This is a genomic window from Paenibacillus agricola (assembly GCF_011440305.1).
Taxonomy (GTDB): Bacteria; Bacillota; Bacilli; order Paenibacillales; family NBRC-103111; genus Paenibacillus_S; species Paenibacillus_S agricola.
In genome coordinates this window covers 1-21,167 of sequence record NZ_JAAOIW010000018.1, presented here as the reverse complement: position 1 = coordinate 21,167, position 21,167 = coordinate 1, and the positions used below count along the sequence as shown (strand labels likewise).

General features: G+C 39.9%; 21 protein-coding genes, 2 pseudogenes and 1 riboswitch. Of the genes and pseudogenes, 3 read left to right on the top strand and 20 right to left on the bottom strand.

The features are described from left to right. Positions 1–47: 47 nt before the first annotated feature. The 12 genes from G9U52_RS31515 to G9U52_RS31460 all read right to left on the bottom strand — a co-directional run bounded on the left by G9U52_RS31515 (position 48) and on the right by G9U52_RS31460 (position 12,205). Positions 48–1,040 carry an SDR family oxidoreductase gene (locus G9U52_RS31515; RefSeq protein WP_166155159.1) on the bottom strand — a complete coding sequence of 331 codons (993 nt, stop codon included), beginning with the start codon at positions 1,038–1,040 and terminating at the stop codon, positions 48–50. Positions 1,041–1,163: 123 nt separating this feature from the next. Continuing rightward, the gene (locus G9U52_RS31510) at positions 1,164–2,546 is read right to left on the bottom strand and encodes a nucleotide sugar dehydrogenase (RefSeq protein ID WP_166155157.1); all 1,383 of its coding nucleotides are present in this window, start codon (positions 2,544–2,546) and stop codon (positions 1,164–1,166) included. A 14-nt stretch (positions 2,547–2,560) separates the two neighbouring features. Next, positions 2,561–3,670 carry a glycosyltransferase family 4 protein gene (locus tag G9U52_RS31505; RefSeq protein ID WP_166155155.1) on the bottom strand — a complete coding sequence of 370 codons (1,110 nt, stop codon included), beginning with the start codon at positions 3,668–3,670 and terminating at the stop codon, positions 2,561–2,563. Positions 3,671–3,693: 23 nt separating this feature from the next. Next, entirely contained in the window at positions 3,694–4,593 is a 900-nt protein-coding gene (locus G9U52_RS31500; RefSeq protein ID WP_166155153.1) for an SDR family oxidoreductase, read from the bottom strand. Between the two features lie 41 nt (positions 4,594–4,634). Then, the gene (locus G9U52_RS31495) at positions 4,635–5,234 is read right to left on the bottom strand and encodes a sugar transferase (RefSeq protein WP_166155151.1); all 600 of its coding nucleotides are present in this window, start codon (positions 5,232–5,234) and stop codon (positions 4,635–4,637) included. 342 nt (positions 5,235–5,576) lie between these two features. After that, complete coding sequence (locus tag G9U52_RS31490) at positions 5,577–5,747, bottom strand: hypothetical protein (protein ID WP_166155149.1); 171 nt, start codon at positions 5,745–5,747, stop codon at positions 5,577–5,579. Positions 5,748–6,502: 755 nt separating this feature from the next. Next, the gene (locus G9U52_RS31485; RefSeq protein ID WP_166155147.1) at positions 6,503–8,335 is read right to left on the bottom strand and encodes a polysaccharide biosynthesis protein; all 1,833 of its coding nucleotides are present in this window, start codon (positions 8,333–8,335) and stop codon (positions 6,503–6,505) included. A 263-nt stretch (positions 8,336–8,598) separates the two neighbouring features. Next, a complete protein-coding gene (locus tag G9U52_RS31480) occupies positions 8,599–9,285 on the bottom strand; it encodes a CpsD/CapB family tyrosine-protein kinase (RefSeq protein WP_166155145.1) in 687 nt (228 codons plus the stop codon). Then, on the bottom strand, positions 9,278–10,027 hold the full coding sequence (locus G9U52_RS31475) for a YveK family protein (RefSeq protein WP_166155143.1): 750 nt from the start codon (positions 10,025–10,027) through the stop codon (positions 9,278–9,280). The genes G9U52_RS31480 and G9U52_RS31475 overlap by 8 nt, the downstream gene beginning before the upstream one ends. A gap of 180 nt (positions 10,028–10,207) precedes the next feature. After that, a complete protein-coding gene (locus G9U52_RS31470) occupies positions 10,208–10,969 on the bottom strand; it encodes a tyrosine-protein phosphatase (protein WP_166155141.1) in 762 nt (253 codons plus the stop codon). A 211-nt stretch (positions 10,970–11,180) separates the two neighbouring features. Then, the gene (locus G9U52_RS31465; RefSeq protein ID WP_166155139.1) at positions 11,181–11,948 is read right to left on the bottom strand and encodes a LytR/AlgR family response regulator transcription factor; all 768 of its coding nucleotides are present in this window, start codon (positions 11,946–11,948) and stop codon (positions 11,181–11,183) included. A 23-nt stretch (positions 11,949–11,971) separates the two neighbouring features. Next, a complete protein-coding gene (locus tag G9U52_RS31460) occupies positions 11,972–12,205 on the bottom strand; it encodes a hypothetical protein (RefSeq protein ID WP_166155137.1) in 234 nt (77 codons plus the stop codon). A gap of 382 nt (positions 12,206–12,587) precedes the next feature. Continuing rightward, a riboswitch (cyclic di-GMP riboswitch) is annotated at positions 12,588–12,673 on the top strand. 44 nt (positions 12,674–12,717) lie between these two features. Between G9U52_RS31460 and G9U52_RS31455 the strand changes: the two genes are divergently transcribed. Then, on the top strand, positions 12,718–13,098 hold the full coding sequence (locus G9U52_RS31455) for a hypothetical protein (RefSeq protein WP_166155135.1): 381 nt from the start codon (positions 12,718–12,720) through the stop codon (positions 13,096–13,098). Between the two features lie 89 nt (positions 13,099–13,187). Here G9U52_RS31455 and G9U52_RS31450 read toward each other — a convergent pair whose 3' ends face one another. The 7 genes from G9U52_RS31450 to G9U52_RS31420 form a co-directional block, all read right to left on the bottom strand. Beyond that, positions 13,188–13,925 carry a vWA domain-containing protein gene (locus G9U52_RS31450; protein ID WP_166155133.1) on the bottom strand — a complete coding sequence of 246 codons (738 nt, stop codon included), beginning with the start codon at positions 13,923–13,925 and terminating at the stop codon, positions 13,188–13,190. A gap of 100 nt (positions 13,926–14,025) precedes the next feature. Further along, complete coding sequence (locus tag G9U52_RS31445) at positions 14,026–14,436, bottom strand: hypothetical protein (protein ID WP_166155131.1); 411 nt, start codon at positions 14,434–14,436, stop codon at positions 14,026–14,028. Further along, complete coding sequence (locus tag G9U52_RS31440; protein ID WP_166155129.1) at positions 14,420–15,172, bottom strand: M20/M25/M40 family metallo-hydrolase; 753 nt, start codon at positions 15,170–15,172, stop codon at positions 14,420–14,422. The genes G9U52_RS31445 and G9U52_RS31440 overlap by 17 nt, the downstream gene beginning before the upstream one ends. Positions 15,173–15,276: 104 nt before the next feature. Next, on the bottom strand, positions 15,277–16,287 hold the full coding sequence (locus tag G9U52_RS31435) for a tetratricopeptide repeat protein (RefSeq protein WP_166155127.1): 1,011 nt from the start codon (positions 16,285–16,287) through the stop codon (positions 15,277–15,279). Between the two features lie 345 nt (positions 16,288–16,632). Then, entirely contained in the window at positions 16,633–16,968 is a 336-nt protein-coding gene (locus G9U52_RS31430) for a DUF6884 domain-containing protein (RefSeq protein WP_243767675.1), read from the bottom strand. A gap of 94 nt (positions 16,969–17,062) precedes the next feature. Further along, positions 17,063–17,680: a hypothetical protein gene (locus tag G9U52_RS31425; protein ID WP_166155125.1), complete on the bottom strand. Its 618-nt coding sequence runs from the start codon at positions 17,678–17,680 to the stop codon at positions 17,063–17,065. Then, the gene (locus tag G9U52_RS31420) at positions 17,677–18,156 is read right to left on the bottom strand and encodes a GIY-YIG nuclease family protein (RefSeq protein ID WP_166155123.1); all 480 of its coding nucleotides are present in this window, start codon (positions 18,154–18,156) and stop codon (positions 17,677–17,679) included. The genes G9U52_RS31425 and G9U52_RS31420 overlap by 4 nt, the downstream gene beginning before the upstream one ends. 1,440 nt (positions 18,157–19,596) lie before the next feature. On the opposite strand from G9U52_RS31420, the pseudogene G9U52_RS31415 reads away from it, so the two are divergent. Both G9U52_RS31415 and G9U52_RS31410 read left to right on the top strand, forming a co-directional pair. Beyond that, positions 19,597–19,818: pseudogene (locus G9U52_RS31415) on the top strand (transposase); the annotation flags it as partial. A gap of 11 nt (positions 19,819–19,829) precedes the next feature. Continuing rightward, positions 19,830–20,384: an IS3 family transposase gene (locus G9U52_RS31410; RefSeq protein ID WP_311764951.1), complete on the top strand. Its 555-nt coding sequence runs from the start codon at positions 19,830–19,832 to the stop codon at positions 20,382–20,384. Here the strand turns inward: G9U52_RS31410 and G9U52_RS31405 are convergent. Then, positions 20,360–20,903, bottom strand: a pseudogene (locus G9U52_RS31405) (transposase); the annotation flags it as partial. The gene G9U52_RS31410 and the pseudogene G9U52_RS31405 sit on opposite strands and share 25 nt — an antisense overlap. Positions 20,904–21,167 lie beyond the last annotated feature (264 nt).

The window sequence follows — 21,167 nt, the reverse complement described above, 5'->3', positions numbered from 1 at the left end:
TTGGTTCCAAGAGACAACTACCTCCGAATTGCTTTAAATTAAGACCATCATTCATCTCTATTGCTCAAATATGTACTATACCAACTAACAGCCTCTTTAAAACCACTTTTGAAGTCCCATGAAGGTTGATAATTAAGCAATCTGCGTGCTTTGGATATGTCAGCCAGGCTGTGCCGTATGTCTCCTGCACGTTCAGGACCAAATATAGCTTCGGTGCTTACACCTAACTCATTACATAACCCAACATACATTTGATTCACCGTAAATTTTTCCCCATAAGCAATATTAAACGCTTCACCGCAGGCATTTTCTGGCGCAATACATGATTTAAGGTTAGCCTCTATAACGTTTTCTATATAGGTAAAATCCCTACTCTGCTCACCATCTCCATTGATGATAGGTGCTTGCCCATTCATAAGAATCTTAACGAATTTTGGAATTACAGCCGCGTATTGTGAATCAGGATCTTGACGACGACCAAAGACATTGAAGTAACGTAAACCTATGCATGGTAATCCGTACAGTCGAGTATATAGGGAACCATAATTTTCATTAACCGCTTTAGTAACAGCATAAGGTGATAAAACGAAACCTTCGTCTCCTTCTAACTTGGGTAAACTGACGGAATCACCGTAGACAGATGATGATGACGCATAAACAAATCTCTTTACTGTACCAGTAAGCCGTGCAGCCTCCATCATATTAAGTGTTCCTTTAATATTAAATTCTTCGTATAAGATAGGCAACTTAATTGAGCGGGGTACAGACCCTAGTGCTGCCTGATGTAATACATAATCAACATCTACGCAAGCCTTTTGACAGGTCTCGAAATTACAAATATCTCCCTCAATAAATTCAAAATTAATATTAGACCTGAATAGATCAATATTTTCCTTTTTCCCAGTTGCAAAGTTATCGAGAGCTCGAACTCGCATACCCTTATTTAATAGAGCTTCAACTAAATTAGAACCAATAAAACCAGCAGCCCCTGTAACAAGGAATAACCTATTCTCTGAGAAATTCATATTTTCGTAGCCCATATACTATAGCCTCCAGTATTTAAATCCAAAACCTTCAACATCCTATTTATTGTATACACCCTTTAGATCAACCAATACATGAATTTAGTTTCCTCTGGAAACTTGATATTTTCATAACCCATTTTATAGCCTCCAATATATAAATCCTTTATTTTCTGCTTCTAATCGATTAAACATACCCTTTATATCAATTAAAACACAGTCATTTTGTTTAATACCTAAGTCCACCTCTGATGTTGCCGCTATTTCCCTAATAACTTCTGAATTGATGTATTCTAGTGTTCCATACATCTTTTTCACATCTTCTAAATTAATAGTTTTAAACTCTTCATGTGGAACAGCAAAGATAACTGCGTCCATCTCTTTTATTTCATCAATACTACATGGATTTATTCTGTATTCATGCCATAAATCTTCTCTATCTGCTACAGGATCGACAACTTTTACCTGTACTCCGTACTCTTCTAGCTCTTTAATCACATCTACTACTTTGGTATTTCTTACATCGGGGCAGTTCTCTTTAAATGTAACTCCGAAGATAGCTACTTTTGCTCCCTTTATTTGTTTATTTGCCTTTATCATTTTCTTAACAGTACTTTCAGCTACATACTTACCCATATCATCATTTATTTTTCTTCCTGAAAGAATAATCTGAGAATAATAACCCATCTGCTCTGCTTTATATGTTAAATAATAAGGATCAACTCCTATACAATGACCACCTACAAGTCCAGGGAAGAATTTAAGGAAATTCCATTTTGTACCGGCCACTTCAAGTACAGCTTTTGTATCAATGTCCATCTTATTAAAGATAATTGATAGCTCATTCATAAAGGCAATATTAATATCACGCTGAGCATTCTCGATCACCTTAGCAGCCTCAGCCACTTTAATACTGCCAGCTTTATATACTCCAGCATCAACAACTAATTCGTAAACCTGTGCTACTATACCCAACGTCTCTTCATCCATGCCAGAAACTACTTTTATGATAGTTTCTAATCTATGCTCATGATCTCCAGGATTAATTCTTTCCGGAGAATAACCAACTTTAAAATCTACCCCACACTTTAACCCAGATTCTTTTTCTAATATAGGAACACAAATATCTTCTGTTACTCCTGGATAAACAGTAGATTCAAAGACCACAATCGAACCTTTGGTTAAGTTTCTACCAAGTGTCCGACTTGCAGATTCTAACGGTGTTAAATCCGGTGTGCGATCTACCTTTACAGGTGTAGGTACTGCAACAATATGGAATTTTGCTTCTCTAAGTCTTATTTCATCGGAAGTAAAGTCTACAGTTGTGTTTTTTATCACTTCATTTCCAACTTCTTTTGTAGGATCAATACCTTTTTTATAAAGCTGGATCTTTTCTTTATTAACATCAAAGCCAATCACATCAACTTTATTAGCAAAAGAAACAGCAATTGGCATACCAACATAACCTAGTCCAATTAATGAAATTTTTTCTTCTCTTTTAACAATCTTTTCAAATAAGTTCATCACAATTCCCCCATCTAAATTATTCCCATAATTCGCATAATGTTTTTATTGACTATTTTTACGTCATATTTTTCTCTAGCAATATTTGCACTTTCAGCACCCATGGTTCGACTTGCATCAGGATTTGATACAAAGTATTCCATTTTGATAGCCAACTCTTGAATGTCTTTTACTTTAACCAAAAAACCATTCAAGCCATCTTTAACAGTCTCTCTACAACCAGGCGCATCACTCGTAATGATAGATCTTCCCATTGCCATGGCCTCTAGAATTGTCTTAGGTGTACCCTCATGATAAGAAGGTAATACATAAGTACTACATAGAGCGATAAATGGCCTTATGTCACTTTGTTCCCCAAAATATTCAATTATTCCGCTTTCTATATAGGGCCTAAGTTCTTCTTTTTTTAAGGCGGTAGGATTACTATCATATGGGCCGACAAGCAAACAACGAACATTTGGATGTTTTCCTTTAACCTCTTTACATGCTTCCAAATATTCGATTATGCCTTTATCTTTGATAAGTCTTCCAATAAAAAGAAATACCGTTTCTTGTGGCAAAGGAACTGGTTTGAATATCTCAAGATTAACTCCTGAACCGTTGATAATAATGGTCTTATCTTCTTTTATCAAACCTTTTTGTATAAACTCATTTTTATCGTCGTGATTCTGAAAGAATACTTTTTTGCTAAATTTACAAGCAGCCCGGTATTCAATTTTCATTATTGCTTTTATTATTTTATTTTTAAAGCCTGCTCCCCTAAATATTGAACCCAGTCCAGCTATCAAAGGATAGACTTCAGAAATACCATTTATCTTAGCTGCTATACTCCCATAGACAACAGTTTTGGCTTGATATGTAAATATTTTGTCAGGATTTTCCTTTTTCATAAAATTATGAAGAGCACTAATAGTTCTTAAATCCTTTAGTGGATTTATTCCATTTCTATCAACACATAACTGCCTGTAATCGATATTATACTCATTGAATTTTCTCTTCCAGTCAACTTCAGGCTCTGGGCCTAAAGCAATAACTGTATGACCTTGTTTTATAAAGTCTTTCATCATATCCATTCGGAACCAAAACAATGAGGTTGTATGGCTTGAAAGTACAGCTATCTTCATTTCATTACACCTACTCTTTTTTACTAATTTCTATTTTTCTTTAGGTACTCTTGCACCTCTATTTTAATACCTTTTTCAAAAGACATTGGATTATAACCAAAATCGATAGTTGCATTATTATGGGAATAACTTCTGTCTTCTCCCATTCTCTGAACCCTTTCTATACTATCGATTTTCCCCAGCGTTAGGATTTTGAGGATTCTTGCCAATGATACTCCTATGCTTAATGGTACGCTGATATAGATTGTTTTTAAGTTTAGCTCTTTGGTTATGATCTTGAATACATCGATCATTTTGATTGGCTTCTCACCTGAAAGGTCATAAACCTTACCTGTAGTCTCTTTTTGAGACATCAGAACTGTAAATAATGCCACTCCCAAGTCCCTAGCATTGACCGGTTGAATTAAACTGCGTCCTCCATTGATTACAGGCATAATTCTGAGCTTATCCACCATTTTTATAAACTTGCTCATATTCCTATCACAGAGATCACCGTATATCATTGTAGGTCTGAGTATAGTTATACTTGTTGGACATTTTGGATTTTTAATTAATTCTGAGATTTTCCCCTCTATTATCTTATATCCTTCAGAAGCATATTTGAATTTCGAATAAATTCCAGTTGTATGTACTAAGATTGCTCTATTTATCTTATTCTCTATGGCCGCTTGCACTATCATAGGAGAATGGTGGATATTATAAATATGCATTACCGTATGAACACCAACCATTATTCTGTTGATGAACTCTGGATCGTCTAAATCTCCCACTACTTTCTCTATATTTAACCTGCTGTTATCGATTGATGAAGTGTTTGAAGTATTTCTAACAATACAACGAATAGCTCCTTCATATTTATTATTTATAAGCTCTTTCAGGAAATATCCGCCAGTATGACCCGTGATTCCTGTGATTAATAACATACATCACCACTCCAATTTTTTTACAAGCCAGTTGAAACAATCTATGCAACTTCCTTTTTATTTCCACCTTCAACTACACCATCACTCTTAACTACACTTGAAATTGTTCCAAAAAAGCATTTAACGTCCATCCAAAAACTTAATATTTCAACATACTCACCATCTAACTTTGCCTTTACTTCAATAGTAAGTTCATCCCTACCATTAATCTGCGCCCATCCAGTTAACCCAGGTAGTATATCATTGGCGTGGTATTTGTCTCTTTCTTCTATAAGATCATATTGATTCCAAAGTGCTGGCCTAGGACCAATAATACTCATCTGCCCAACAAAGATATTCCAAATCTGAGGCAATTCGTCTAAACTAGATTTTCTCAAGAACTTCCCCATTTTTGTGATATATTGATCCGGATTCTCCAGCAGATGCGTTGGTGTGTCTTTTGGTGTATCCACTCTCATTGTTCTGAATTTTAAAATATTAAAATGAGTCTTATTAATACCTACACGTTTTTGTTTGAATAACACTGGCCCTCTTGATTCAAGTTTGATGGCTAAAATAATAATTAATAAAACTGGAAATAGTACGATTATTCCTACTAAAGAAAGAACGATATCTATCAATCTTTTAATTCCCATATACATTACAGTTACACTCCTTGGTTCTTAAGTCGCTTAATACATAATTGGATTTCTAAACTTTCCACGTCCAATCAACTACTAATCTACCAAAAACAAAAAGTCTAGAGTAGATTATACACCGGATTCGCCTCTGTTAGAGAGTCATCAACAATCCATAATAAATTGAGTGTCTTTTCAAAGACCTATTGTTGTTCACTATGTTACACTACTCCCTCAGTATAGTGATGTTTGATTAATTATGACCATAAATGAGCAGTGTGGGTGGGTGCAGAAAAGAAATCCATCAAACAATCTAGTAGCGAAGGATCAACAATATAAATCCTTTGTTTGAGTTACTAGCTGATTTTACTTTTTATTGTCGTTTCCCACTTTTTTCATCAATAATTCTTGCTTCCTTTTACCAATCATGAGAAGCAGTAATGGCTCCATACTGTTTAACTGTTCCATCGTCGCCTCTTGCTTGATGTAACGCACCGCTTTTTTGACGGATTTAGGTAAATCATCGAATCTTTTCATAGACTCTAGCCCCTGTACTCTCGAAATGTTTCAGTATGCGAACAATAATACGATCTTATTTAAGCGTATAGAAAAAATATTTCCTCTTTCCAATTCATTCTAGTTCTTCTGCGAAAACTCAAGAGTGATGAGCTTATTGTATTCATTCACTTCTATTTTATGGTCATATTTTAATGAAGTTAGTAAATCATCCACAGGGATATAGTATTGTTTTGCTATACTTTACTGCATTCGTACCGCCCTCATCTGTCAGACCAACAACAAAAGAGTTGTTAGATTTTGCGAATGCGCCTTTAATTGTGTATATTGAAACAAACTGCCCGGTGGTATCTATCCTTTTCTTGAGGAAGCTATTATTGGCTACCTCTCATGGCGTCAAGCCTTCCCTCTGTTTCATTGATTAAGTAACTATTGGATGCTATTGAAACCAGATAGTTAATTTTGGCATCTTCGAGCTTCATATATAACTTATTATCATCTTTACTTGAGATCCATGTAGGTGGATAACCCATTTGATATAAACTGTCATTAACCTTCGATAACTCGCAAGATTCAATACGTATTGCTTGACTGCATCAGCTAATGTTGGCGAAGCTAACGTTAAAAAGGGAGCCATCACTATCGCTCCCCCGAGTAGGATTTTTTCATTTTGTTTTTGTCTCCTTCTCGATGGTTTGAGTTTTGTATGCAAAGTCTGTATATTGATGTGTACGTGTTCTACATCCTCATATTAGTGGCAACCAAATATCTTAACTTTATTGCACAACGGCCATTTCATTTCTTGTTTCTTGCCTAAGCCTATTGTGTGCAATGTCCATGATCTCTTGATGCAGCTGAAGAAGTGATAACTCTTTAAACTCATCTATAAGTTTATCAATAACAATAGTAGGGTTTAACGTTGCCTTTCCTACATAAATCTTAGAATAGATCTGTTCAGCAATTTCATTCTCATTCAGCAGTTCTTCAAACAGCTTCTCCCCAGGTCTTATCCCGGTAAACTCAATGCCAATTTCTTCTTCAGTAAAACCGGATAATCGGATTAAGTTCTTGGCTAGATCTACAATCTTCACCGGCTCACCCATATCCAGCACGAAGATTTCTCCACCCTTCGCCAGTGCTCCGGCCTGGAGTACAAGTCTTGATGCTTCAGGGATGGTCATGAAATATCTCACCATATCCGGATGGGTAACCGTTATGGGCCCGCCCTTCTGAAGCTGAGCCTTGAATAGTGGAATCACACTGCCTCGACTGCCGAGCACATTCCCGAATCGAACCGCTGCAAATGTAGTTTTGCTCTCCCTACTAATATCTTGAACGATCATCTCCGCGATTCGCTTGCTGGCTCCCATTACGCTTGTCGGATTAACAGCTTTGTCCGAAGAAATCATAATGAAGGTGTCTACCCCATGCTTGTCCGCAGCTTCCGCTACATTCTTCGTACCAATCACATTATTCTTGATGGCTTCCTCTGGGTTGCGCTCCATCAAAGGTACATGTTTATGGGCCGCTGCATGAAAGACTACGTTTGGTTTATGTTTCTCTATTAACTTAAATATCTTCTCACGATCTTGTACATCGGCAATTTCCGTTATGTATTCGATATGATGAAGGTTGCTGGACTTCAGTTCCATCTCAATGTTGTAGATGCTGTTCTCTCCGTGCCCGAGCAGGATCATTCTCGCCGGATTAAAGTTGGTCACCTGACGGCAAATTTCGGAACCGATCGAGCCTCCTGCCCCCGTAACCAATATTGTATTCCCCTTAAGATAAAGTGAAATCGCTTCAGAGTCTAACTCCACCGGTTCTCTTCCGAGTAAATCTTCGACCTGGATATTTCGAAACTCGCTGACAGATACTTTACCCGATAGCAGATCTTCCAGCATAGGAACGATCTGGGTCTTGGCCGTCGTTTTGCTGCATTCTTTCATGATCTCCGTCAGCTCCCGCTTATTTAAGGAAGGGATAGCAATGATAATATTGCTGATATTTAGCTCTCGAACAACCTCTTCAATTCGCTCTCTTCCTCCTAATACCGGAAGCTGCATCACTTCTAATTTGTTCTTCAACGGGTCATCATCCACAAAGGCCACCGGGTGCAGCTCTGCTTTCGGATTATGTTTCAATTGCCTGGCGACCATCGCACCTGCAGCACCCCCGCCTATAATTAAAGTGCGCTTCTTAGTACTATAATCCACCATAGCCATCGTTTGATCCTGATATACTCTCCATGAGAAACGTAAACCGCCAAGCAAGATAATATGCATCATCCAGGTAATCACCATGGCTCTATAATAGACATCATGATTAATCGCATACTGCACCAATGCTGTAATGAGAATGGACATCGTAACAGCCTTCAAGATTGAAATCAGCTCTCCTACACTGCTGTATCGCCAAACCCTCTTATACAACTTATAAACATGAGCCAATAAATGATGACTCAATAGCAAAGTGAGTGAACTAATCATGATCATTGGTGAAAATACGGATTCATTGGGCATCAGAATGAATCTGCAAATGTAAATCGAAGTAAGTACGATGATCGAATCCAGCATCATTAACGAAGCCAATCGCTTGCTGTATAACAAAGAAAATCAGCTCCTCTTCTTTCAAAAGTAATATATTCGACAAATTTCTCAGTTGCGTTGTACAGCACATAAACTCGCTTATTGATTGGACCTTCCTAATAAATGAGCCAACTTATGTACATTGATGGAGGCATTCAACCTCACCTCACCTCACACCCTTGACGACTAGCGTCTAAGGTTAGGTTTCCCGAACCCACAGCATGACCGAGTGCCTACCATGATAACGGAACTGTAGGCAAATCCGAATTCCTAAGCCCTATCCTTTATTCTCGATTACCGTAATAGTAGTAATAACTATTGGTATTTTTCTTGCTCATCTTATTCAAAACAACACCCAGGATCTTCGCATTGACAAGTTCCAGTTTTTGTTTAGCCATTAGGGCCACTTCTCTTTTCACGGTCCCGGAATCTAACACCAGAAGTACGCCGTCACACTTGGTTGCAACGATTTGGGAATCCGTAACCGCCATGATGGGCGGAGTATCCACGATGATCATATCGTACTGCTCACGCAATTCATTAAGCAGTCCGGTCATTCGCTTGGAAGCCAGAAGCTCGGAAGGATTGGGAGGAACAGGACCGCTAAGGACCACACTTAAATTAGGTATCGAAGTGGAAACCATGATTTCGGACAAATCGGCTTGATGCGATAAATAACTCGTTAAACCGACCTGATTCGAGATGTTGAAGATATGATGCTGGGTAGGTCTTCGTAAATCACAGTCCAGAAGCAGCACCTTACGGTTGGTTTGTGCGAAGGCCACAGCCACATTGGCCGCCGTAGTACTCTTGCCTTCACCCTGCTGCGAAGAGGTGAACATAATACACTTTAACTCTCGATCTACATTGGAGAACTCAATGTTCGTCCTTAACGCTTTATAGGCCTCGGAAATCGGCGACTTTGAATTCATGTTCGTAATCAGAGGATATTTTACTGTCATCTTAGGCATTCAACACACCTCCAGGCACATTATTTGTAGTGGTTATACCGGTTTGCTTCTGGAGATCTTCTGACTTGATTAAAGGAATCACGGAGAATGTCGGCAAATCCAGCAATGCCGCTACATCCTGCTCATTCTTAACCGTATCGTCCAAATATTCTAATAGGAATGCTAATCCGATGCCGATCATCAATGAAACGACAAAGCTAATGGCAATATTTAATTTCACGTTGGGAGATATAGGACTGATGTTTTTCCCAGGCTTCGCTTCATTCAAGATGGACACGTTGTCTACCTTCATTAGCCCGCTGATCTCTCTCTGAAATATTGTGGAAACGGCATTCACTATAGCGGCCGCTTGCTCATACGAACGCTGCTGTACGGTTAAGGTCATTACTTGCGTTTCATTCACCGCATTCACGCTGATTTCTTTAATCAATTCGTCTGCCGTTTTGTTTATATCCGGATATTCCTTGACTACCAGATCCATAATTCTGGGCGTCTTGATAATTTCTTTATAAGTCTTGATTAATTGAATATTGGAGTTAATGGTACCAAGGTCGATTTTGTCGTTAATGGACTGAGCCTCGCTTGATTTAGTCACGATCAGCTTCGTGGAAGCCTCATATTGAGGATCTATAAAATAATGGGTATAAACGAACGTAACCACGACACTAATTGCTACGATGGCAACGATCAGCCAAATTCTCTTCTGTACTATTCTCAAGTACTGCTTTAATTCTAATTCCAACGGATAGTCCTCCAAACCTAAGTTTGTTTTGTCATTCTTCGATGTTTTGTGACATTGCAATTATACCTGCTTCTATCTGTTTCATGTTTGTTGTTGCGTCAATAGCATCATATCCTTCATGTTGAGCGCTTTTGAATGCTTCTCCTGTTTCCTCCCCAGTGTGTAGCCTCATGTTCTAATTTATCGAAAAGGAAGATACCATCTGCGTTTCAGTTCAGGCTCCCGTTTGATCACCGGCCCATGGTTAAGGACGAATTCAGCATTCTGCAAGAGCATCTTCGTGAAATCCGGTCCGACCTTTCCCGAAATCAAATGAAGTGCTTGCTGTATGAATGGCGGTCTGTAGCGAAGATCATGAGCATCTGTCGCAATTAAATGAATCAGGTTGCTCTTGCAAAGGTAAAGAGCCGTCTCCTTTGCCTTCTTGCCGTAATGCCCAGATAAAGATTGCGTTGTGACCTGCCCGATTGCGCCTAATTCGATCAATTCAGAGAATTTAGCAGGACTTTTGATGATCTCCAAATTTCGTTCGGGATGAGCAATAATGGGCTCCAGATGGAGCAGCCTTAATTCATGGATCATTTCATGGGTATAAGAAGGGATAGAATCATGGGGCAACTCCAGAAGAATATAGTTGCCTTCATTGAGCATAACCAAGTTCCCTGATTTCAAATCCGTTAGCAGATCCCGGTTCATCCGGATTTCTTGGCCGGGTACTACCTGGATGTCCAGATTTAACCGGCTGAGGTGGTTATTGATTTCAGCAACGGCAAAACAAATTTTTTCTCTTTCATTAATGTGCTTCCCATCCGCATGATGCGGTGTCGCAATGATGCTTCGAATGCCTTCCTTCCAGGCGGCTTCCGCCATTTGTACTGCTTCCTGGATCGTCATGGGCCCATCATCCATATATGGAAGTATATGAGAGTGTGTATCAATCATCAGGAAAACCCCTTCCATCCTACCTAAACGACAAAATCTTACAAATCTGATTATAAGTGCTTCCTTCGTTCATAAGCGCTCTTTTACACGAATAGCTTCTTTTGATGTACGAATGGACGAAATGGCTGTACTAAAATAAAAATCCCTCGTTCCTTCTTAATAAAGAAGGTATCGAGGGCAACAATATGTATTCATTCTTTCTTGAATGAATCTAAACTATCTCACTAAGGGTATTAATTTCCACAAACTGATCCATGACTTGAGGGAGCTTGTTCTTGGAGATATAAGCATGCTTATTATATTTGTCGAAGTAAACCAGATACGTATCTCCGTTATGAACAATATTGGAAATATGGTGATAATTTACGACATAAGAGCGATGTGTGGGGACGAAAGGAAAGTTAAGCTGATTGGCTATGGAGCTTAATGTTTCCGTAACCTCAATGATCTTGGTAGTGGTATGGATTAAAGATTTTCGGTCGACCTTTTCGATAAAAATGATTTCCTGTAGTGGGATAAAATGAATCGTGCTTTCCGTGCGGATGATAAACTTCTTGGAAGTATCCCCAGTGATCTGGCTGAGCATTGAGCTCGGAATTCTGACCGTCATGGCTTTGATTGCTTTCTCCAAAGAAGCCCGAAGCCTGGAGGAGTGAAAAGGCTTAACGATATAATCCATCGCGGATAGATCAAAGGCTTCCACGGCATAACGGGCATCATTTGCAAGCAAAATGATCTTCACATCCGGACTGATAGCAATACATACTTTGACGGCTTCCATTCCATCGAACTGAGGGTCGCCGACATCCATAAGAATAATGTGGGGCTCTTTTGAATGCATGTGATCGACAAGTTCTTCAATCGTGAGGGCTTCACCGATCACCGCTATCTTCGAATGAAACTGAAGCATGTCCCTCAGCGGCCTTTGTGTTGTCTCTATATCTCCAGCAATAATAACATTGAACGTGTCCATTTTCATGACTTTCTCCCCCACTCGCTTCCTTAAAAACTGCTGCTACTGTATCTTTCTGCAGCATCCTGTACGCTTAGCCTCTCCTTCTTGTCCTTCGACTGATAAGCAAGGCTACTCTCAGATCTAAAATTGTGTTCCATCTTGTTATTGGAAGTCATAGATAAGGAGTTATGTAACGCCTGCGGTCCATCCATTAATCTAATGAAAAGTAAAATCTCCTGCGGTGTTCCATCCATTTCTATTCCTTTATAAATCGCTTTCATATGTCCTCCCGGTCAGGATTACGCCACTGTATGTTGTATCGCACACGGTAACATACTCATATATTCATTTTGAATATTTATTAACGAATTCAAGAAAAATTTAGCATTGGAATAAATGTAAATTTATTCATAACACATACTAAGAGTCCTTTCTTCATTTTACCAGCGTGGCTCCCTGAAGAATGATCAGATATAGAAACTTGTTTTTAGTATATATCCGGTGAATGTCCATGTGTGGAAAGATGCACGAATGGCGGAAAATCAGGTGTAAACAACCTCTTTCCTGGAGGGAATGAGGGCATAAATTGAAAGTGATTCCAATTTTGTAATGGAATTTCCATTGTCTGTTTTTATTGTATGATGTATAATATTCACATAAGTCGTACGATAATGGCAAAGCTGATGAAAGTCAGTGACGCAAAGCTACAGGGACTAAATGGAGTCTTCATAAGTCAGCCAGCTACCGAATACGGGTCCCGTTCGATTTATATAGAGGAACCGGGGGTTAATTAATGGTACATATCGTTGAAGAACATGTTCATCAATTGATTGATGGGCTTCAACTGCAAGAAAGCGAAATTTTGAAAAAGTTTACTTTCACGCTGGATGGGGAAAAGCTATCCGAGTCCGAGTCTTTACGCTTTATCAACTATCTGAAGTACGAATTTCGCTTAAGCACGGTAAGCGAAATGCACGCTGTGGTGGATTTGAAGAAGGAGGTCATCGGCCTCTTGGTCACTTTAAATCAGCCCGTCAGTAATATGGACCGTGAAGCAACGTCCATCGCCATTTATGACAACCTGAATGAAAAGCACTCTCTTTCGGTTCAAGTTGTAGAAGTTATGAACCTGCTTAATCCTTCGCGATACCTGCAAACTTTATGCGCACACTAATAAATACTACTAAGATGGACACTTAGGTGTCCGTCTTTTATTCCGGCGAAAATATCAGCAGTAACGAATAATAATCTCAAGCAGAGTGGCTATTGTCCAATATGTTGCACTGCCACTTTTTTTTCTGAAGGCTTTATCGTCAGCCGCACATTCTGGGCAACTACAGTTAATAAACCGTCTAATTCCTTGACGAAGATGTCAGGTATGCTTTCCGACTTCTCAATGAAGTAAAAATTACCTCCCCCATCATCAGCAATACCCTCCATCAATTCCTCATCGAATCCATCCCCAACACCCATGGTTGTAATGCTCATCCCCATGCCTTGAAACTCTCTAGCGATGGACTGCAGCTTGGCACGATCCGTAATCCCTTCATTGGCATGGCCATCAGATAAAAGGATCACACGGTTAATGCTCCCATCCTTTTTACCTTGCACAACGTATTGAATTCCTTGAAGCAGCCCTCCACTCAAATTCGTAGAGCCGCCGGATCGAATGGTTTCAATTTGCTGTTTCATTATATCTTTGTGAGACACACTTTGCGGAGCGAAAACAATCCTAACCTCATCATCGAAAGCAACCAAGCTTAGTTGATCTTGCTGTCCCATTTGTTCGGTGACAAATTGACAGGCTTTTTTACTGTAAGCAAGCGGTGCTCCGCTCATGGAGCCGCTGCGGTCGAGTACCAATGATACGTTCATCGGGGCTCTTTCCATATTCGTAGCAGCGTTACCTTTCAATTCTAGAAGCAGATACGCCCGTTCTACTCCTCCGGTTGGCCAGTACTGTTTGTTCCAGGCAAAAGTTGTTTGAATGGGTGAAATCATATGCAGCATCCTTTCTGGTAAAGCGTCTGATAAGAATGTACCATAGGGTTTGGGCAGTAGGATGTCAGGGAATGGGCGTTCGTATCTGTGAACCCGATCCTCATCCCGTAACCTTCTCCTTCATCCACATTTTCAACACCTCATAATCCCGTGATAAAAGCACGGCTTGTTCCTTCATGCTTCGATGTTTAAAACACTTCCGTTTGTAATTGCTCAGCTCCTCTGCATGCATGTCCAGATAAGTACCAATCCTCATTGCATCCTCCTGAACGAGTTTCAGGTTCCATCTCTCCGGGGAGGTTCTCTTTGCCGTCAAGATATGCTCACTTGTCCCCTTTTCCTTAACCACCCAGCGATAATGAAGCTTCAATTCCCCCAGCACCTTACAGCTCACAATCTCAAACCAAGCCGCATTCCAAGCGCCCGCAAACCAAATCTTCGGTGCATTTCGGCCATGCCCGTCGCAACTCATTTCTGTAAGAATACCCGCTTTGCTAAGCATTTTGACCATTGTATCCATGCCTCCGCTTCACGAAGGTTTTCCAGGATCTCATATGCGTCGGACACCGGGATTCCTGATTATAGGCTTTGTACAACGAAACAAGCTCCGCCAAATCCTCGGTAAAATGAATTTTTTCCAATATGACCATACCCTCTCTGTACGAGGCTTCGATTTGAAGTGCATTAAGCAACCCCTTTATAAGGTATAGCTCCCCCTTTCCTGACCCTGGCTGCAAGATCAACTGATTTCCCAGGTACCGGAAGGAAAACCCTCTGCGTCTAAGTGCCTCTGCCAAAAGCTCCATGTTTCTCATCTGTTCTACTGCAATTTCATTCGAGCCGATGCGCCCTCTCTCTTCATCCCGAGTAAAAGCAATTTTGAGCGTACCGTTAAAGGAGAGACGGTCCATCCTCTCTATCACCTCAAGAAGTATAGCAATCCCAGCCCGATCATCCGCCCCAAGGATACCTTCGGAGCTGCGCAGGATATCATTATCCTCCCACACAATTCGCCGTCCAGGCACAAAAGAAACTACCGTATCCATATGAGCGGATAGCAGCAGTACTGGCCCATGACTCGTGGCTCCAAAATGCTTCTGCGCTAAAACATTCCCAAAGTGGTCGTGTTCTATAGTAAAGTCACGCCCGGTTAAACGTTGAGTCACATAGGCAGCTACTTTGTCCTCTCGTCCGCTTACTCCTTGAATATTCAGCAATTCCAATAAAGTCTTTTTCAATTGTTTCATATGTAATTCCCCCTCGATTTAAGATACTTTTATTGTAGGACACGAGGGTTACAACACCTGTAAGGTAAAAAGAAAAGAAGCGCCGCTACCGGCGCTTCTAAACATTACATCATATATTTGGGGTCATTTTCATTACAGATTAGAATCGGGTTCGGATGATTGATACGGTACCCATTATCCGCGACAATACTCTGCTCGTCCAAGCCATATAGGGATAGAAGGCTCTTTAATTCATTCATGTACCGGCTAACTTGACTGATGTTCAGCTTATCGGTGATTTCTCTTTGAGGCACAGGTTTATGTCTTACGAAAAGAATCTCCAAAATCTGCATCCTTCGGGGAGAGAAATTTTTCAGCTTCCCTTTGATAAAAACCCGCTGCACATCATGGTCGGTACAATCGAAAATAAAGGCTGTTTTATCCTCCTTCAATTCCCGGTATTCCTGTTCACTAATAGAGGATCTGCCTGTCGGCGTCAAGCACATATAAGGCTTAGACTCCTGCTTAAGAATTTCTTGCTCCAGCTTCATCACATAATCGATATCATAATCGTCGGGATTGCCAAGCTCCTCGTACATACGTATTGCCTTTCTAGCCAGCTCCGCACTATATGCTGCATACGCTAAAGCCGTTTGGGCCTGTGCCTTCATGCTTTGGGATTCATCCAACTTTTCCTTAGGATGCGGTAGCCGTCCGAGAATGCGCGGGTCGTGCTTAATCAAAGCTTTCTCAAAGCTCCGAATGGCCGAATGATATTTTTTATTATAAAAATGAATAAACCCCAAGCGATAATGAGCTATCGGTATGGTACGGGGTCTAGCTAATTGAATCAAATCCTCAAAAAATAACTGTGCTTGCTCATAATTAACCTTGCGGCGTTTGATATCCCAGCCAATATCTAGAACTAACTTTGTGATCGAATCCTTGTAGGAATCCTTATGCGGCTCCAGTTCCCCTAATCGTAAATACAAATAAAACAGCCTTTCCTTGAGCTCGTAAGAAACCCGCTCGCCGTTTTCGTACTCGTCCTGTAAGCAATGCTTCAGTTCTTCAAGGTGAGCAATGTCGTGTATTTCTTTAAAAGGGCTGTTTCTGGCTGCTCGAAATTCAAACATAGGTGTGGTTCTTCCCTTCTGGTGGTTTTAACCTGGTTTCAGAATGTTCATACTCAGCCCTACTCTTACGAGTATGGGTGTCAAGTTAGACGTGAAAGCCTAATGCTTACCACACCAAGCTGAGCTTATCACTTGTTTTTTTGTCTCATTTTACAAATTTGTCTATAGACTGCATATTCTTTGGTTTTTCCATTCATACGTTTTCCACGCTCTAAAGGAGCCCATGTCTCAGTTGACATATTGAGGAAAATGCAAAGCCGTGTTTCCTCCTTTCATTACTGCCTTTCTTCAGGACACCCTAAGCGTAAAATAGCCCCCATGCTTTTACTCTTGAACAGCCTAAACCTAATTGAACTTTCTATTATAAAACTGCAACTGCTGCCCTATGCCCTTACCCATTAACGGTATACTCCATTTAATTCCCTGCGCATCCAGCAATGGCAGTAGAAACTTCCGATAGTTCATTCCTGCGTAAACGTCCACACTGTTTAAATTCAAGCTTAATATCTGATCCGCGACTTTCCTAGACCACTCTTTTTTTTCAGGTGCTTTCATATTGTTAAGCGTTACGTCATACGGATCAGTAACTTCAACCTTACTTAACAGCCCATACTTGGCAGAAAGAATAAACCAATCGTTGTACCCTTGCTGCTCGATATATTTAACCGCTTTGCTGAACAATGCCGACTTTTACATACATTTCTCTAGCTGAGCAACTGTATTCCTGTTTCAACTTGGTACAGCTAATTAAAGCGTACATCATAGTCACCTGCCTTTATATACCGTCTACGTTTAGTAATGTATCAGCAAATTGAACTGATGCTATAGCAATCATTTCTTTTTCAACCGCAGGCAATGAACAGGACAAACCAGACAAACCTTTGTCACCAGTAAACCAAGGTGCAATAAAAAAGAATATTGGCTCCTTTAGCATAGGTAGATCATTAGTTTCAAAGAGGGCTTTTGCCCAAGTCATGTATTTCTTACTTGGTTTCTTATAGGCTTCAAACCTATACATCGCATGACTTAAATCCCCAATATGATAAGCAATGCCGTCACCCCATCTTGCGAATTTATGCTGGTTCTTACGGATATTCTTAATATTTTCACTGATAGGATTGGTTACGCCCTTTTTTTCAGCTTTGCCTATGTACATCAGTTGGAATGATGCAGCTAGTCCTTTACCCATCACGTAAATCAAGCCTTCCCAGGCATCGTTACTTATATTATTTTCAATCGTACTAATAACTGCATTTTCCATATCAGCTGAGCGCATTAATAATGTACGATCATTCTTTGTTTTGACATTAACTAATAAGCCATCATTAGTACTAAACAAAGGAACAAAGTAATGATTGGATAACTGCATTAACCATTCATTAAAGTCTATCATCTGCGGTTCCCCTCTTTGTTCAGGGGCGTGTCTGGAAAAGCATCAGAAGCCAAGCTAACAAGTTGATATTCAATTGATCCAATGGTTTTTGGAAACCCTTTAATTGGCGGCTCTGATATAGCTACCTCAGGAATAACCACCAAAATGCAATCGTAGTTTGCTCGATTATTATCTAACAGATAAATCTTCCACTTGCTATAAGAGCTTTTTCCTATATACAAGTTTTTTATATGACTGTTCCAACGTGTTACTGGTGTTTTACTCTTGCCTATATATATGGGTATACAATTGTGTTCGTCCTTTACACAAAGTAAATAGATGCACTCCGAATCCTCTTTGCCCTTCAATAGTTTAGTAATGCTGTTTTGAATAGCGATGCTATCTACGGACTCACCTTTCATGCAAAAGGAACAAGAATAATCATCCATATAAGGATTAATCCATTGGCTAAATAAAATCTTTTTTTCAAATGACATTTAATGCCCTCTCCGTATTCAATAAGTATGATTATACTATTATATGACAAAGTATATTAAGTTTTCTCTCAATAAAAATTCTGATCGAAAGCACCATGGCAACTATTCCATCAGTGACAAACTCACGTTCTATATCACTGTGCAGCGGACAAAGGCTCTATTATAATAGGTATATCAATTGATGAATTAAACGGGAAGGGGAATGACAATGGACAACTTCATGTCTGGAGAAATGACTACGGCAGGTACTTGTTGAATTACATGTTGTGAATAATTGATAGATGATTACCAACCATATTCGTCGGGAATATTAGTTTAATTTCTACATGCAATTATATATGTACTTATAATTGTGTATTCACATGTTAAATTACATGTAAAAATTGGTGTTTGATTGCCACCATATTTGCCAAGGCGCCTCTATCAGTTACATCACTACATTCATTTAATACATCTACTTATACAAATGTATTTACTTATAAAATTACATGTATTTCATTGACGCTTGTTCACAAACCATATACGATCATAAGTTACGGTTCGCAGGCGCCAGCCCTGTAGGTCGTTCGTTAGTTATTCAGGATCAGCCAGATTAGGTTTTCGACTATGTCAGCGGGCCGGCTTATGGGATAAAACAACCTCTCCCTCTTTGCAGTTCATTTATGCAATTATATACACATGTAAAAATGCATATTTAATTACTTGCAGAATTACATGTTGTGAATAATTAATAGATGATTACCAACCATATTCGCCGAGAACATCAGTTGAATTGCAACATGCAATTATATATATGTACTTATAATTGTATATTCACATGTTAAATTACATGTAAAAATTGGTGTTTGATTGCCAACATATTTGCCAAGGCGCCTCTATCAGTTACATTACTACATTCATTTAATACATCTACTTATACAAATGTATTTACTTATAAAATTACATGTTTTCATTGACGCTTGTTCACAAACCATGTGCGATCATAAGTTACGGTTCGCAGGCGCCAGCCCTGTAGGTCGTTCGTTAGTTATTCAGGATCAGCCAGATTAGGTTTTCGACTATGTCAGCGGACCGGCTTATGGGATAAAACAACCTCTCCCTCTTTGCAGTTCATTTATGCAATTATATACACATGTAAAAATGCATATTTAATTACTTGCAGAATTACATGTTGTGAATAATTGATAGATGATTACCAACCATATTCGCCGAGAACATCAGTTGAATTGCAACATGCGATTATATAACAATCCCAACTGAAATAATAGATAAGAGGAGATAGACTAAATTTCGAGGTAGATTTGATGTTAGACTAGAAACTGGCCCCAAGAAAAGAGAATGCGACAATAAACTCAACACAGTCGAGGTGTCCAAGATGAGTAAGAAATATGATAAAGAATTCAAAAGAGAAACGGTTAAAATGATTCAGAACAGGGGAAACCGGTGGCTCAGGTAGCTAGGGAGCTGGGGTTGTCCGACAATACCTTGTACCGCAGGATGAGCGAATTCAAGCAGGATTCCGGTAACGCTTTTTGTGGCAGTGGCAACTTAAAGGTCGAAGACAAGAACCAGGCTGACCTGCAAAAGCGGATCCGGCAGCTTGAAATGGAGAATGACATCTTAAAAAAAACCATCTACTTCTTCGCAAAAGACCGTCGGTAAGATACACGTTTATCTATGAACACCGCTCCGAGTATCGACTGGAGAAGATGTGCCGCATTATGGAAGTTTCTCGTAGCGGCTATTACAAGTGGTTAAGGTGTCCTGAGAGTAATCGTGAGCGCCCGCACAAAGAATGGACGGGGCAAGTCAAGGAAGTGTATGACCGATCCAGGCAGATTTACGGAAGCCCCAAAGTGACTCTACAATTAAATAAGAATGGCGTATCGATCTCTGAGCGTACGGTTACTCGGATTATGAAAGCGAATGGGATCCGCTCTAAAACGGTGAGGAAATACAAAGCGACAACCAACTCCAAACACTCCCTGCCGGTTCAAGAGAATGTATTAAACCGTGAGTTTACAGCAAGCAAGCCCAATGAGAAGTGGGTGACAGACACTACCTACGTGCCAACAAGTGAAGGTTGGCTCTATTTGGCGAGCGTTATGGACCTGTTCTCGCGTAAGATCGTAGGCTGGCACATGAGTGAACGAATGACAAAGGAACTGGTTCTACAGGCATTAAAACAAGCCTATGGACGTCACATGTTGATGCCCAATACGCTGTAAGCAGCCTTGTTAATAATGCGGTTTTCCTGACGTACTTTAAAGTGAATCGCATCCAAGAATACGATCATTCTGTAACCAGTGGCATGATCTTATCCGTCACCTTGCTTACCATCGTAGGTGATACGTCAATACCATACAGATCACGCATATGATCCTCAATGTCCTGGGTAGACATGCCTTTCGCGTAGAGACCAATAATCTGCTCCTCTAACCATTGAGACTCGTTTCATGCTTCTTGATCACTTGAGGCTCAAACTCACTGTTTCGATCACGGGGTATCTGCAGTTCGGTGTTCCCAAACTTGGTTTTGATGGTCTTTTTACTGTAGCCGTTCCGACTGTTGCCTGTTAGATCGCCTTCAGAGCTGTGCTTGCTGTAGCCTAAATGATCGTCTATTTCCGCTTCAAATAACTGCTGTAGGGTGTCACGAAACAAATTCTTTAGCATCTCATGAACATATTCAACCGTCCGGCAGTCTTTTGATAATTCCTTCAATGTCTTGTCTTTAATATCTTGCATAAATGATCATCTCCCTTAATGGAGAGTTTAACCATTTACACAAAATTTAGTACGTTCTCCATTTTTGAATCCATTGAGGTATTCTACAACAATCAACGTATCCACATTCTTCGATTGGGTACAACACGCCCTCTGAGTATGAACGTTTGTACCATGGTCTGGCTGTGTGAGCATAAAATCTGTGTCTACTATCTTGACAGAAGTCCAATAGGCAGGTGGACCCACTTCTCCCCCAAATCCTAAATAGTTACCTTCTCACTTTTC